This is a genomic window from Streptomyces sp. NPDC051218 (assembly GCF_044455475.1).
Taxonomy (GTDB): Bacteria; Actinomycetota; Actinomycetes; order Streptomycetales; family Streptomycetaceae; genus Streptomyces.
The window spans coordinates 338,909-353,579 of the sequence record NZ_JBITEU010000010.1; the positions used below are offsets into that span (position 1 = coordinate 338,909).

At 67.3% G+C, this 14,671-nt stretch carries 11 protein-coding genes; 2 read left to right on the top strand and 9 right to left on the bottom strand.

Going from position 1 to position 14,671, the window contains the following annotated elements; genetic code table 11:
- Positions 1-50: 50 nt before the first annotated feature.
- The gene (locus ACIBCK_RS29570) at positions 51-1,685 is read right to left on the bottom strand and encodes an ABC transporter substrate-binding protein (protein WP_399395113.1); all 1,635 of its coding nucleotides are present in this window, start codon (positions 1,683-1,685) and stop codon (positions 51-53) included.
- 146 nt (positions 1,686-1,831) lie between these two features.
- Between ACIBCK_RS29570 and ACIBCK_RS29575 the strand changes: the two genes are divergently transcribed.
- The gene (locus tag ACIBCK_RS29575; protein WP_399395115.1) at positions 1,832-2,425 is read left to right on the top strand and encodes a Uma2 family endonuclease; all 594 of its coding nucleotides are present in this window, start codon (positions 1,832-1,834) and stop codon (positions 2,423-2,425) included.
- Here the strand turns inward: ACIBCK_RS29575 and ACIBCK_RS29580 are convergent.
- The 8 genes from ACIBCK_RS29580 to ACIBCK_RS29615 all read right to left on the bottom strand — a co-directional run bounded on the left by ACIBCK_RS29580 (position 2,422) and on the right by ACIBCK_RS29615 (position 13,958).
- Positions 2,422-2,925 (bottom strand): GNAT family N-acetyltransferase, encoded by a 504-nt coding sequence (locus tag ACIBCK_RS29580; RefSeq protein ID WP_399395117.1) that lies wholly within the window; start codon positions 2,923-2,925, stop codon positions 2,422-2,424. The genes ACIBCK_RS29575 and ACIBCK_RS29580 overlap by 4 nt on opposite strands.
- 92 nt (positions 2,926-3,017) lie before the next feature.
- A complete protein-coding gene (locus tag ACIBCK_RS29585; RefSeq protein WP_399395119.1) occupies positions 3,018-4,184 on the bottom strand; it encodes an ABC transporter ATP-binding protein in 1,167 nt (388 codons plus the stop codon).
- Positions 4,177-5,238 carry an ABC transporter ATP-binding protein gene (locus ACIBCK_RS29590; RefSeq protein ID WP_399395120.1) on the bottom strand — a complete coding sequence of 354 codons (1,062 nt, stop codon included), beginning with the start codon at positions 5,236-5,238 and terminating at the stop codon, positions 4,177-4,179. Before ACIBCK_RS29590 ends, ACIBCK_RS29585 begins: the two co-directional genes overlap by 8 nt.
- Before the next feature lie 11 nt (positions 5,239-5,249).
- Complete coding sequence (locus tag ACIBCK_RS29595) at positions 5,250-6,206, bottom strand: ABC transporter permease (RefSeq protein WP_399395122.1); 957 nt, start codon at positions 6,204-6,206, stop codon at positions 5,250-5,252.
- A complete protein-coding gene (locus tag ACIBCK_RS29600; RefSeq protein WP_399395124.1) occupies positions 6,199-7,128 on the bottom strand; it encodes an ABC transporter permease in 930 nt (309 codons plus the stop codon). Before ACIBCK_RS29600 ends, ACIBCK_RS29595 begins: the two co-directional genes overlap by 8 nt.
- Before the next feature lie 81 nt (positions 7,129-7,209).
- Positions 7,210-8,835: an ABC transporter substrate-binding protein gene (locus ACIBCK_RS29605; protein ID WP_399395126.1), complete on the bottom strand. Its 1,626-nt coding sequence runs from the start codon at positions 8,833-8,835 to the stop codon at positions 7,210-7,212.
- Positions 8,836-9,460: 625 nt separating this feature from the next.
- Positions 9,461-11,335: a translational GTPase TypA gene (gene typA / locus ACIBCK_RS29610; RefSeq protein WP_399395128.1), complete on the bottom strand. Its 1,875-nt coding sequence runs from the start codon at positions 11,333-11,335 to the stop codon at positions 9,461-9,463.
- 298 nt (positions 11,336-11,633) lie between these two features.
- Positions 11,634-13,958 (bottom strand): ABC transporter family substrate-binding protein, encoded by a 2,325-nt coding sequence (locus tag ACIBCK_RS29615; protein ID WP_399395130.1) that lies wholly within the window; start codon positions 13,956-13,958, stop codon positions 11,634-11,636.
- A 378-nt stretch (positions 13,959-14,336) separates the two neighbouring features.
- Here ACIBCK_RS29615 and ACIBCK_RS29620 point away from each other — a divergent pair, with 378 nt between their 5' ends.
- Complete coding sequence (locus tag ACIBCK_RS29620) at positions 14,337-14,651, top strand: hypothetical protein (RefSeq protein ID WP_399395132.1); 315 nt, start codon at positions 14,337-14,339, stop codon at positions 14,649-14,651.
- Positions 14,652-14,671 lie beyond the last annotated feature (20 nt).

Below are 14,671 nucleotides of genomic sequence, written 5' to 3' on the forward strand. Positions count from 1 at the left end.
GGAGCGGTCATCCGACGCGGTGACGGGCGCCGGATGACCGCTCCCTGGCCTCAGCTGACCTTGATCTCGTTGTAGACCGGGACGCTGAACTGGTTCAGGGCCACGTCGGAGACCCTGTCCGAGTAGCCGGCGCTGCCGTTCTGGTACCAGAGCGGAATGACCGCCATCTGCTCGGCGAGCACCTTTTCGGCGTCCTGGAAGGTGGAGACGGCCTTCGCGGTGTCGGTCTCCGCGTTGGCCTTGTCGACGAGGTCGTCGAATTTCTTGTCGGACCACTTTCCGTCGTTCGACGGGGCGTCCGTGTAGTACAGCGGCTGCAGGAAGTTCTGGATGAGCGGGTAGTCCATCTGCCAGCCCGCGCGCCAGGCGCCGTCCAGCTTCTGCTGCGAGGCCTTGCTGCGGAAGTCGGCGAAGGTGCCGACCGGGCTTCCTACGCAGGACTTGTCATTGCCGAGGGCCTTGTTGATGGAGTTGCAGACGGCGTCGACCCATTCCTTGTGCGAGCCGGTGTCCGCGTTGTACGTGATCTTCAGCGTGCCGCCGGGGATGCCGCCGCCGTCCGAGATCAGCTTCTTGGCCTGGTCGGCGTCGTACTTGCACGCGTCGCCGCACAGCCCTTCCTTGTACCCGCCGTCCTTGCCGAGCACCGGGGATGTCCAGTCGGTGGCGGGGGTCCGGGTCTGCTGGAAGATGGTCTCGGTGATCTGGTCACGATTGATCGCCATGGAGAGCCCTTGCCGGACCTTCTCCATCCCGGGCTTCGACCACTTGCTGTCGTAGAACGGAAAGGCGAGCGTCTGGATGATCCCCGCGGGGGTGTTGATGTAGCGGTCACCCAGATCGCTCTTGGCGTTCTTGAGCTGCGAGGCGGGAACGTCGTCGACGAGGTCGAGATTGCCCGCCATCAGGTCCGTGTAGGCGGTGTTGTTGTCGGTGTAGACCTTGAGATCCACACCGCCGTTCTGCGCCTTGTCCGTACCGCTGTACCCGTCCCATTTCCGCAGGGACATCTTCGATCCCTTGGCGTACGAGTCCACGGTGTAGGGGCCGTTGCCGACGGGCTTGGCGAGCCATGCGTCGTGGTCGTCGTAGAACGCCTTGGGCAGCGGCGCGAATGCCGGGTAGCCGAGGGTCTTGGGCCAGGTGGAGAACTTCTGCGTGAGCTTGACGGTGAAGGTGGTGGCGTCGACGACCTTCAGTCCGGAGAGTGTGTCGGCCTTGGCGTCCCCCTTCTCCGGGTGGACGTCCTCGTACCCCTCGATATAGCCGAAGAAGTAGGCGTTCTTCTGGTTGTTCTTCAGGTGGGCGCCGTAATTCCAGGCGTCGACGAAGGACTTCGCGGTGACGGCCTCGCCATTGCTGAACTTCCACCCTTTCTTGATCTTCACGGTGAAGTTCTGCGAGTCCTTGGTGTCGATCTTCTCGGCGACCATGTTCTTGGCCTCGCCGGTCTTCGGGTCGTACCGCATGAGACCCCGGAAGAGCATGTCGAGCACCTTGCCGCCCTGCACCTCATTGGTGTTCGCAGGCTCCAGCGGATTCTGCGGATCACCCCAGGAGGACCCCACGATCCCGGTGCCGTCGCCACCGCCACCGCCGCTGTCCCCGCCTCCGCCACAGGCGGTCGCCGCGAGCGCGACGGTCACCGCACAAGCGGCCCACTTGGCGTGCGTGGCTCCACGCATGGAGAGCCTCCCTTTCAGGCCTGAGTCACACTTAGGCCCAAATACACCCCAATGCGCTGCGTTACGCATCTTTATGGAGGCTTTCCGGGGCTAGTAGGACCGGGAAACCCTCGGATGCCTCCACCGCCACTCGCTACCCTCGATATATGGAGTACGCGAAGATGCGCGCGATCGCCGAGGAGCTCGGCGCCTATGCCGAGCGCCTCGAGGGCACGTGGAACGTGGAGATCGGGCCTTCGGGACCGATACTGGCCATGATGTGCCCCTCGAAGCGGCGCGAGGGCACGGTCCATCGCATCTGTCGGCAGCTGAACCAGCAGCTCCTCACCACCCACCCCGGTTTCATCTGTGCCAACGGCCCGGAGATCGAGCACCCCTCGATCGGCCGCATGCGCCGCCCCGACGCCCTCGTGATCCCCGAGGCCGTGCTGGACGAAGAAGGCATCGCCGTTGACGCCACGCAGGTGCTTGCCGTCATCGAGATCGTCTCGCCGTCCAACCCGAACGACGACTACGGCGAGAAGCTGACCGAGTACCCCGCGATGGGCATCGACCACTACATGATCGTCGACCCACGGACGGGCACCATCGAAGTGCACTCCGAGCCGTGCGCGGGCCGCTACGGGAGCAAGGAGCCGTACATCTTCGGCGACGACGTGCCGTTCGGCCCCTGGACGGTGGAGACCGTGGCGTTCCGCCGTTACGGGAAGGCCGGGGATCACGCCCCGTCCGGCAGCTAGTCCGACGCCAGGCGCGCGTGCAGTTCCACGTCGTGGCGCACTCCCTCGTACGCGAGCTTCTGGCGCTGCACGCCTTCCGCCACGAAGCCGGCGGACCGGGCCACCCGGCAGGACGCCGGGTTGTTGACCCGGTGGCCCAGTTCGAGGCGGAACAGCCCCAGTTCGCGGAAGGCCCACCGCGCCAGCGCGTCACAGCCGTACGTCGCCACACCGCGGCCCCGCGCCGACGGTGCCGTCCAGTACGAGACCCAGCCCGTTCCGTGGACCTGGTTCACCGCGCCCACAGCCACGTTGCCCAGTGCGATGTCGTCCTCGTCGACCACCGCGAAGGCGTACGCGGTCCCGGCACGCTCCTCTACCTCCCGCAGCGCGATCCACCGCAGAGCACTCTCACGGGAGTCGACCGGCATGTCGGACTGCCGGGACATCTCCGGGGCGGAGAAGGCCGCGAGCACGGCGCCGGCGTCCTCCTCCCGCCAGGAGCGAAGCGCACGCACCACACACCATCCCTTCCGCGTCGACGCCGGAAAATGGGGGCGCCCGGAACCACATGGTTCCGGGCGCCCCCATCACATACAGGCCGTGCACGCACTCACGCCGCGTGCACGACGTCCTTCTCCTCCGCGAAGTGGCACGCCGACTCGTGGGCCGCCGGAGTGTCCTGGCCCGCGAAACGCTGCGGGATCGCCAGCAGCGGGGTCTCCTCCGCGCACTTCGCCTCCGCCTTCCAGCAGCGGGTGCGGAAGCGGCAGCCGGAGGGCGGATTGGCCGGGGACGGGACGTCACCGGTCAGGATGATCCGCTCGCGGCCCTCGCGCGCCTCCGGGTCCGGCACCGGGACAGCCGACAGGAGCGCCTGCGTGTACGGGTGCGTCGGGTGCTCGTAGATCTGCTCGTCGGAGCCGATCTCCGCCATCTTGCCGAGGTACATCACGCCCACGCGGTCCGAGATGTGCCGGACGATCGACAGGTCGTGCGCGATGAAGAGGTACGAGAGGTTGAACTCGTCCTGCAGCTTCTCCATCAGGTTGATGACCTGGGCCTGGACGGAGACGTCCAGAGCCGAGACCGGCTCGTCGCAGATGATGATCTCGGGGTTGAGGGCCAGACCGCGCGCGATGCCGATGCGCTGGCGCTGACCGCCCGAGAACTGGTGCGGGTAGCGGTTGATGTACTCCGGGTTCAGGCCCACCACGTCCAGGAGGTCCTGGACCTTCTGGCGGCGCGAGCCCTTGGGAGCCACCTCGGGGTGGATCTCGAAGGGCTCCCCGATGATGTCGCCCACCGTCATACGGGGGTTCAGGGACGTGTAGGGGTCCTGGAACACCATCTGGATGTTGCGGCGGACCGCCTTCAGCGCACGCCCGGACAGCTTGGTGATGTCCTGGCCCTTGTAGAAGACCTCGCCTGCCGTGGCGCGCTCCAGGGTCATCAGGAGCTTGGCGACCGTGGACTTGCCACAGCCGGACTCGCCCACGATGCCAAGCGTCTCGCCCTGGTACAGGTCGAAGGAGATCCCGTCGACCGCCTTGACCGCGCCGATCTGCTTCTTGAGCAGGATGCCCTGGGTCAGCGGGAAGTGCTTCACCAAGTTGCGGACCTGGAGGATCGGCTCGCCGCGCTCCACCGGCGCCTCGATGGCCGCGACGGCCTCCTCGGCGCTTGCCGCGTCGACCGTTTCGACCTCGGAGACGTTCGGGGTGGCGTCGGCGGGCTCGTCCGTCTTCGAGAGCTTCGAGGCCTTCGTCGGCTCAGCCATGGATCGTCTCCTTCCAGAAGTGGCACGCGCTGCCGCGGCCCGGCAGATCCGTGCCGTCCTGCTCCGTCACCGACACCAGGGCCGGCACATCCGTACGGCAGACGTCCTGCGCCTTGGGGCAGCGCGGGTTGAAGGCACAGCCGGTCGGGATGTGGAGCAGGTTGGGCGGCAGGCCCTTGATCGCGTAGAGCTCCTGGCCCTTCTGGTCGAGCCGGGGAATCGACTCGAGCAGACCGCGCGTGTACGGGTGCGCGGGGCGCTTGTAGAGCTCGTGGACCGGTGCCGTCTCGACGATCCGGCCCGCGTACATGACCGCGATCTTGTCCGCGACGTCGGCGACCACACCGAGGTCGTGGGTGATCAGGATCAGGCCCATGTTGTACTCGCGCTGCAGATCGGCCAGGAGGTCCATGACCTGGGCCTGGACCGTCACGTCGAGGGCCGTGGTGGGCTCGTCGGCGATGATCAGGTCCGGTTCGAGCGCGAGCGCCATCGCGATCATGATGCGCTGGCGCATACCGCCGGAGAACTGGTGCGGGTAGTCGTTCACCCGCTCCTTGGCGGCCGGGATCTTCACCCGCTCCATCAGCTCGATGGCCTTGGCCTTGGCCTGCTTGCGGCTGACACCGTCGTGCACCCGGAACATCTCGCCGAGCTGGTAGCCCACCGAGAGCACGGGGTTGAGCGATGACAGCGCGTCCTGGAAGATCATCGCGATCTTGCGGCCGCGGATCTTCCTGCGCTCCTCGTTGGACATCTTGAGCATGTCCTGGCCGCGGAAGAGGATCTCGCCCTGCGGGATCTTGCCGGGCGGCATGTCGAGGATGCCCATGATGGCCTGCGCCGTCACGGACTTGCCGGAGCCGGACTCACCGAGGACGGCGAGCGTCTCGCCCGCGTCCACGCTGTAGTTGACGCCGTTGACTGCCTTGACGACACCCTCGCGGGTGTGGAACTCGACGTGCAGGTCCTTGACGTCGAGCAGTCTGCCGCCCTTTTCCTCGCCCGAGCGGGGGGCGGGAACCGAGTCTTCCTTGATGTCGATGCTGGTCATTTACGCCTCCCTCAGCGCAGCTTCGGGTCGAGGGCTTCGCGTACGGCGTCACCCATCATGATGAACGCCAGCACCGTGATACTCAGCATTCCTGCCGGGAAGAACAGCGTGTGCGGGTTGTTCCGGATGTCCGCCGTCGCGTCGGAGATGTCGCCACCCCAGGAGATGGCTCCGTCACCGAGGCCGAGGCCCAGGTACGACAGCGTCGACTCGGCCACGATGTACGTGCCGAGCGAGATGGTGGCCACGACGATCACCGGAGCCAGCGCGTTCGGCAGGATGTGGCGGAACAGGATCCGCTTGGTCCCTGCGCCGAGCGCACGCGCCGCCACCACATAGTCGGCGTGCTTGGTGGTGATGACCGCGCCACGCATCACGCGGGCGATCTGTGTCCAGCCGAGGAAGGCCAGCGCGCCCATGACGACCCACACCGTGCGGTCGGTGAAGGCGTTCAGGACGACCATCGCGCCGAGCAGGAACGGGATGCCGAAGAACACGTCGGTGAGCCGGGAGATGAGGCTGTCCCAGAACCCGCCGAAGTAGCCCGCGAGCATGCCGCACAGACCGCCGAAGAGGGTGACGAGGATCGTCACGCCGACGCCCACGAGGATCGAGTTGCGCGCACCGAAGACGACACGGGCGTAGATGCTGCGGCCCGTCCTGTCGTATCCGAACCAGCCCTCCTGGAAGAACTGACCGAGCTCGGGCTTGCCCAGGAAGTGATTGACCTGGTCGCCGCTCTCGGGGTTCGTGTCGGTGAACAGTCCGGGGAAGGCAGCCACCACGACCAGGATCACGATCAGGATCGAGGAGATCACGAAGAGCGGATTGCTGCGCAGCTCCCGCCACGCGTCGTTCCACAGGCTTCGCGGCTTGCCCGGAGCGGGGCCGGCGGCGATCGCGTCGACCGGGGCGTCCGGCGTCACGGTCTTGTCGTCCACGGCCGGGGACTTGGTGAGGTCAGGCATAACGGATCCTCGGGTCCAGGACCGCGTAAAGCAGGTCGACGATCAGGCTGGCTGCGAGGTACACGAGCACCAGGACGGTGACGATCCCGACGATGACCGCGCCCTCACGGCGGGCGAGCGCCTGGAAGAGGAGGTTGCCGACGCCCGTCACGTTGAAGATGCCCTCGGTGATGACCGCGCCACCCATCAGGGTGCCGACGTCCGTGCCGAGGTAAGTCACCACGGGGATCAGCGAGTTGCGCAGCAGATGCCGGGTGATGATGCGCTGCCGGGGCAGGCCCTTGGCCACCGCGGTGCGCATGTAGTCCGCCTGGCGGTTCTCGGCGATCGACGTGCGGGTCAGTCTCGCCACGTACGCGAGGCCGACCATGCCGAGCACGATCGCGGGCACCAGCAACTGGCCCATGTTCTCGGAGTCCTGGACCGTGGGTGTGATCCACCCGAGTTCATTGCCGAAGAACAGCTGGCAGAGCAGGCCGACCACGAAGATCGGGACCGAGATCACCAGAAGCGTGAAGAGCGTGACCGTGTTGTCGACCAGACGGCCGCGCTTGATGCCGGCGAGCACGCCGAGCGTGATGCCGACGATGAGCTCGAACGTCCAGGCCATGGAGGCCAGTCGCATCGAGACCGGGAACGCCTGGGTGATTTCGTCGATGACGGGCCGGTTGCCGGCGATCGTCTTGCCGAAGTCCCCTTGCAGCAGGTTGCCCATGTAGTGCAGGTACTGCTGCCAGAGCGGGAGATCCAGACCCCGGTCGTGGCGAATCTGCGCCACCTGCGCCGGGTCCGGCGGCTTGTCTCCCCACAGCGCCCGCACGGGGTCGCCGGGGAGCACGTTGACCATGATGAAGATCAACAGGGTTGTCCCGATGAAGACCGGGATCATCTGGAGCAGTCGCCGCGCGACATAACGCCCCATTGGTGCCTCCGTCCAATCCGGAGCCGCCCGAAGCGACGCCCGGGATCGCCGGGCGTCGCTTCGGGAACTGGGCTCCGACGCCTACTTCTCGAAGACCTCGATGTCGGTGAGGATCGGGTCGCCGGCCTGGTCGAACTCGACGTGCTTCACGTTCTTGGAGTACGCGGAGAGCGTCTTGTTGTACCAGAGCGGGATGCCCGGGAAGGTCTTGGCGAGCTGCTTCTCAGCCTCGTTGTAGAGCTCCGCGGACTCGTCGATCGTCTTGGCCGCGTCGGCCTTCTTGGTCAGCTCGTCGAACTTCTTGTCCGAGAAGCCGCCCTTGTTGCCGTCCACGCCCGTGCCGTAGAGGTCGGCGAGGAAGTTGCCGTTGAACGGGTAGTCGAGCACCCAGCCCGACCGGTACATCGCCTTGACCTGCTTCTTGTCCCGCACCTCGGTGTCGGCCTGGAAGTCGGTCTTCGGGTCGCCGACGCACTTCACGCCGGTCGACTTGGTGATGCTGTTGCACACCGCCGTGACCCAGCCCTTGTGCGGCTGGTCGGCGTTGTACTGGATGGAGATCTTGTTCCCGGGAACGCCGCCGCCGTCCTCGACGAACTGCTTGGCCTTCTTCGGGTCGAACTTGCAGAACTCACCACAGGCGCCGGCCTTGTAGCCCTTGACGCCCTTGGCGACCCAGCCGGTGGCGGACTCACGCGTACCGGCGAAGGTGGTCTTCGCGATGGTGTCGCGGTCGATGGCCATCGACAGACCCTGGATGACCTTCACGTCGACGTCCTTGAACGTCTTGCTGTAGAAGGCCGGGTTGACCGTGTTGATCGCCGAGAAGTCCTGCTCGATGGCGCGGTCGCCGAAGTCCTGCTTGAAGTTGGCGAGCTCGCTGTCCGGGATCAGCGGCATCGTGTCGACGTTGTCCGAGCGCAGGTCGTTGTACGCGGCCTGCGGCGTCGTGTACGCCTTGAAGTTGATGCCGCCGTTCTTCGGCTTCTTGGCACCCTTGTAGCCGGACCAGGCCGTGACCTGGATCGACTTCTTGTGGTCCCAGCTCTTGAGCTTGTAGGGGCCGTTGCCGACCGGCGCCTCGCCGTACTTCTTCGGGTCCTTCAGCGCTTCCGAGGGCATCGGGTAGAAGGGCGAGTAGACGAGCTTGTACGCGTAGTACGGGATGCCCGTGTTCAGCGTGATGGTGAAGGTGTTGTCGTCGACGACCTTCAGACCGGACATGGTCTTGCCCGAGCCCTTCCCCTTCTCGGGGTGGACCTTGTCGTAGCCGACGATGTCGCGGTACCAGGCGCTGTTCTGCTGGCCGTTGGCGGGGTTCGCCGCCCAGTTCCAGGCGTCCACGTACGACTTGGCCGTGACGGCCTCGCCGTTGTGGAACTTCCAGCCCGACTTGAGCTTGACGGTCCACACCTTGTTGTCCTTGTCGGGGGTGACCGACTCGGCGTTCTCGTAGGTGATGTTCCCCTGCTTGTCGTAGTTGACAAGCCCCGTGAAGAGGGAGTTGATGACGACGCTGCCGTACGCCTCCATGGTGTTGGCGGGCTGCAGGGCGTTCTGCGGCTCACCGTTGGCGTAACTGACGATCCCCTTGGGGTCGACCTTGCCGCTGTTGCCGCCGCTGTCGCTGCCGCCGCCGCAGGCCGTTGCCGTCAGCGCCACGACACCCGCTATCGCGACCCACTTGGCGCTCTTGGCACCACGCATGGGGTTCCTCCTCATGAGTCCACTTGTTCACTACAAGAGGGGGTACGAGAATCCGCGCCGACACCCCTGACGGCGCGTGGATAGAAGTACCCCAGTGTGCTCGTGAGTCGGCGCTCCCCACAGCGCGTGACCCATTGACCCGAGCTATACGCGGTCAACTATTAGCCATGAGGTACCGCCCGACCACACTCTTTTGGTCTCGGTTCAATCACACCTGGTGCGTACAACTTCCAAAATCCGGACAAACCGATCCGAGATAGATGGTTGCGAAACGGACGTGTTACACATCTAACGGTCAACGCCGTCCGCATTCCGGACAGATGGTCCAGGAAAACCGGTTGCGGCGGAGCGGTCGTGAGACGGTTCGCGGCGCCTTCCGGGGTCGCCGGAGCGGACGCGCGTAGATGCGCGGAGAGTCGCGATGGCGGGTGATCCCCCGCCGCGGAGCCTGGGCCAGCGTAGTGCCGCTGGGGCCCGCGCACGGGGGTAACCCCCGCAGACGCACGAGAGGCCGGTTTCCGCCTCTCCCTGGGGAGGGGCGGAAACCGGCCTCGGATGCCGAATTCGCCGAGCGCTTACGGCAGTTGTGCGGAGCCCGAGGTTTTAACCGGGCTTTGCACCGGCGTCAGCCGTGCTTGGCGCGCGAGGCGGAGCGGCCACGCTGCTTGGCGTCCAGGACGACCTTGCGGATACGCACGGTCTCCGGGGTCACCTCGATGCACTCGTCGTCGCGGCAGAACTCCAGGGACTGCTCGAGCGACAGCTTGCGGGCGGGCACGACGTTCTCGGTCGTGTCCGCGGAAGCCGCACGCATATTGGTGAGCTTCTTCTCCTTGGTGATGTTCACGTCCATATCGTCGGCGCGCGAGTTCTCGCCGACGATCATGCCCTCGTACACCTCGGTGCCGGCCTCGGTGAAGATGACACCGCGCTCCTGGAGGTTGACCATCGCGAACGGCGTGACCGAACCCGAGCGGTCCGCGACGAGCGAGCCGTTGTGACGGGTGCGCAGGTCGCCGAACCACGGCTCGTGACCCTCGAAGATCGAGTGCGCGATGCCGGTGCCACGGGTCTGGGTCAGGAACTCCGTACGGAAGCCGATGAGGCCACGCGACGGGACGATCCACTCCATGCGGATCCAGCCGGAGCCGTGGTTGGTCATCGTCTCCATGCGGCCCTTGCGGGTCGCCATCAGCTGCGTGATGGCGCCGAGGTGCTCCTCGGGCGAGTCGATCGTCATGCGCTCGATCGGCTCGTACGTCTTGCCGTCGATCTGCTTGGTGACGACCTCGGGCTTGCCGACGGTCAGCTCGAAGCCCTCGCGGCGCATCTGCTCGACCAGGATGGCGAGCGCGAGCTCACCACGGCCCTGGACCTCCCAGGCGTCGGGACGCTCGGTGTCCAGGACACGGAGCGAGACGTTACCGATGAGCTCCTTGTCCAGACGGTCCTTCACCTGGCGGGCGGTGACCTTGTGGCCCTTGCCGCCCTTGCCGACGAGCGGCGAGGTGTTCGTACCGATGGTCATGGAGATCGCGGGCTCGTCCACCGTGATGAGCGGGAGCGCGATGGGGTTCTCGGGGTCGGCGAGGGTCTCACCGATCATGATCTCCGGGATACCGGCGATCGCGCAGATGTCACCGGGGCCTGCCTTCTCGGCGGGCTTGCGCGTGAGCGCCTCGGTCATCATCAGCTCGGTGATGCGGACGTTGGACTGCGAGCCGTCACGCTTGATCCAGGTGACGGTCTGGCCCTTGCGCAGCTCGCCCTGCTCGACACGGCACAGCGCGATACGGCCGAGGAAGTTGTCGGCGTCGAGGTTCGTGACGTGCGCCTGGAGGGGCGCGTCCTCGTCGTACTTCGGGGCCGGGACGGTCTCCAGGATCGTGGAGAAGAACGGCTCCAGGTTCTCGCTGTCGGCCGGGACGGTGCCGTCCTCCGGCTTGGTCAGCGAGGCGACGCCGTCACGGGCGCAGGCGTAGACGATCGGGAACTCGATCTGGTCCTCGTCCGCGTCCAGGTCCAGGAACAGGTCGTACGTCTCGTCGACGACCTCGGCGATCCGCGAGTCCGGACGGTCCGTCTTGTTGATGCAGAGGATCACCGGCATCTTCGCGGCGAGGGCCTTGCGCAGGACGAAGCGGGTCTGGGGCAGCGGACCCTCGGAGGCGTCCACGAGGAGGACGACCGCGTCCACCATCGACAGGCCGCGCTCGACCTCACCACCGAAGTCGGCGTGGCCGGGGGTGTCGATGATGTTGATGGTGATGACGTCGCCGCCATCCTTGGGGTGGTACTTGACGGCCGTGTTCTTGGCCAGGATCGTGATGCCCTTCTCACGCTCCAGGTCGTTCGAGTCCATCATGCGGTCGTCGAGGGACTCGGCTGCGTGCGCGGCGAAGGAGCCGGCCTGCTTGAGCATGGCGTCGACCAGGGTGGTCTTGCCGTGGTCGACGTGGGCGACGATGGCAACATTACGAATGTCATGGCGCGTGGGCATACGAGCTGCGCTTCTCCCGGGAAGAGTGGATGGCCGCGCGTACGGTCCGGCACGCGTGCCCTGCCGGGCAGAACACGCCACGGCCTCACCCCAGTCTACGTGCCTTGCGCGGGGGTGACCTCCGCGGGGCCTCGTCGGGGGCCTGACCAGGGGATTTTCGGGGTGCTGGGCGGCGCTGGGGAACATGCGGGTCAAGGGGTCGGCACGACCTTGCCCGCCGGGGGTACCGGCGGGCAAGGGAGTTGAGCGGAATCTGAGCGTGACCTGCGGTAATGCTGCCGTGTGACCTGCGACGAAGCTACTTGTCCGCGGGTTTGCCCGCCGGCTTGGCGCCCGGCTTCAGGAAACCCATGTCCTCGTAGTTCGGCACCTGGAAGCCGAAGGCACCCGCGTTCGCGAGGTTCGTGCGGGCCGCCATCAGCTGGGGGCGCTGATAGAGGGGAATCGATCCTGCTTCGGCCCAGATACGGGCGTCGGCCTTCTTGACCAGGGCGCGGCTCTCGTCCTCGTCCAGCTCCCCCATCGCCTGGTCGAACAGTTGGTCGATGTGGTCCGTGCCGACCCGCGTGTAGTTCTGCTCGACGTTCAGCGACCCGTCCGCGGCCGGCACCGGCTTGGCGAAGATCGGGCGCGCGTCCGTCGCCGGGAAGGCCGTCGCGGGCCAGGAGTAGAGGGCGAGGTCGTACTGCCCGGAGGCGATGTGATCCTTGAAGTAGCTGTCGTCGGCGACCTTCGCCGTCTCCGTGCGGATCCCGATCTTCTCCAGCATCCGCGAGATCCGGTCGGCCACCGTCCGCAGTGACTCCGAGCCCTCGCCGGACGGCAGCACGAAGCGCAGGGTGAGGGGCTTGCCGTCCTTGGCCATGGGGCCGCCGGCCGCGGAGCCCTTGGGGGCCGCCGTGCCCTTGGGCGCGTAGGCCCCGGGCGCACCGCCCTTCGCGGCCTTCTTCTCGGACTTGCCCTCCGCGTGCTGCTTCGTGTGGCCGCCGGGGTCCTTCTTCTTCTCCTTGTCCGCCTCGCGATGGGCCCCGAAGGACGCCGCCTGGCGGGTGAGCGCCGCCTGCTGGTAGGCCGCCGCCGGAGCGGGCGCGAGCACCGAGGTGCCGCTGTCGCCCGGCTTCTCGTCGTCCTCGCCGACGACGTACGCACCGTCGTCGCCCGAGTCCTCCGCCGTGTCCGAGTCCCCCGCCGAGTCCTTCGCGCCGTCGGATCCGGAGTCCGCCTTCGACTTCTTGGCGTCCGCCTCGCCCCCGGCCGTCTTCCCCTTCGGCTCCTTCACCGGGCCGCCCTGCGTCCACCCGGCGTCGGCGAGCAGCGCCCGCGCCTCCGCGGTGTCCTGGTCGCCGAGGGCCCCGCTGTTGTCCGCGTACGCCTGCTGCCCGGCGAGGGCCAGGTGGCTGCCGACCGGCTTGGCGGGCAGGCCCAGCGGTGTGAGGACCGCCTTGGCGAGCTCTTCGCGGTCGAGGGCGCGGGCCACCGCGCGCCGCACCCGGTCGTCGGCGAGCGGGCCGTCGGTGCCGTTGAGGGCGAGCTGGGTGTAGGCCGGTTCGAGGGACTTGCGGACGGTGTAGCCCCGCAGGCCCGTCTGCTCGGTGGCGTACTTCTTGATCGCCTTGTCGGTCCGCTGCCGGGCCTGCTGCTCGCTGTCGGCCGCCTCCTCGTCGGAGCCGTGGGCGACCGCCCAGGAGCGCAGCGCCTTGGCCGGGGTCAGCCGCGACTCGGGGCCGTGGCTGAGCGGGCCCTGGACGCCCTGGTCGCGGGCCGCGTTCGCGATGCGCCGCGCCTCGGGGGCGTCGATCTCGGCGAGGTCGACCTTGCCCTGGGCGAGCGCGGCGGCCCGCTCCTCGCGCGGCACCTCGTGCAGGACCAGCTTGGAGAGCTTCGCGGGCCTGCCCCACCAGCGCGGGTTGCGGACCAGCGTGACCTCTTCCGCCTTGCTGTCGAAGTCCTGCACCGCGAACGGGCCCGCGCTCACCTTGAGCTTGCGCCGCGCACCGTCGTTGAAGGAGTCAGGAGTGCCCATGACCTCCTTCGGGTACAGCGGCGAGAAGAGCGAACGCCAGTCCGCGTAGGGCTTGTTGAAGGTGACGCGCACCTCCAGGTTGTCCGCGCCGCGCTCGATCTTCTCGATGCGGTCGTAGCCCGCGTTGCGTGCCGTCCAGTACGCGCTGTCCTTGCCGGACAGAGCACGCTGCTGGGCCGCGAAGTCATCGGCGCCGATCTCCCGGCCGTCGCTCCACACCGCCTGCTGGTTGAGCTTGTAGAGCACGACCTGCTTGGGCTCGCGCTCGACGACCTTCGCGGACTCCAGGTAGTCGGTGTTCTGCTGCGCCCTGCCCTGCGCGTCGAGGCGGAACATCGACGGCAGGACCGCCCCCGCGATCCGCGACGTGCCCGCGTCCGCGTCCGACTGGAAGGAGTTGAGGGTCTCCGGCATCGCGTCGACGGCCCAGTTCATGGTCCCGCCGTCGGCGACGTGGTCCCGGGCCGCGGGCGCGATGTCCTGGCCGGCGGTCGGGGAGCCCGCCTCGTCCTGGGAGCTGCAGGCGGCGAGGCTGGGCAGGGCCAGCACGCCCGTGGCGAGGAACACGGCAGATCTCAGTCTGGCGCGGTCTGGTGACATGACGGGTACCTCCGGGGCTCGCCCGGCCGCCCGCTACCAGGACCGGGCCGGGTTTGATCACGTTTGGCGGTATATGGAGCTGATCACATCTATCGATCCACTGAAGGGGACGTGACCCGGCCCGCGGGGACGACACGGCGTGGGGGCACCGGATCCCACTCGTGCGGCCCAACCCCGCGTGACCGAGCGTGACGAGGGCACAGGCCCGCGCCCCGAAGCACGTGGGGGCGGCGGCGCACACCCCGGCGCGTTCCAGCGGCGCATTTCGGCGCCTACGAGCCGGGAATCCCTGCAGATCTCTTCACAAGCCGGGATGTGACGCGCGACACTCGCAGGCGCATGAACGTTGCCGCCGCACCCCTGAAGTGAGGGCAAGTCATGGCTCTGCAGGATGATCTGACGGCTGTTCAGCGAAGTGTCGACGAGCTGCTCCGCGCCGTCGGCAAGCTGGAGCAGCAGGTCGGCGATGGTTCCCGGGGCGGGCCTGCCGCGATCGACGTGCGCCGCGTCCGCGCGGACGCCGACCACCTGCGGGAGAGCGTCGCGCTCCTGCGCGCCTCGGCCCACGACCCGGCCGCGGCCCCGCAGAAACGTCTTGACCTGGTCACCATCCCCGATACGCCCTACGACAGCTCGCTGTGGACGGACTCGGACGACGAGGGCCTCGGCGCGCGCGACCGGCATGCGCCTTGACCGATCCGGCGCGCCCTGAG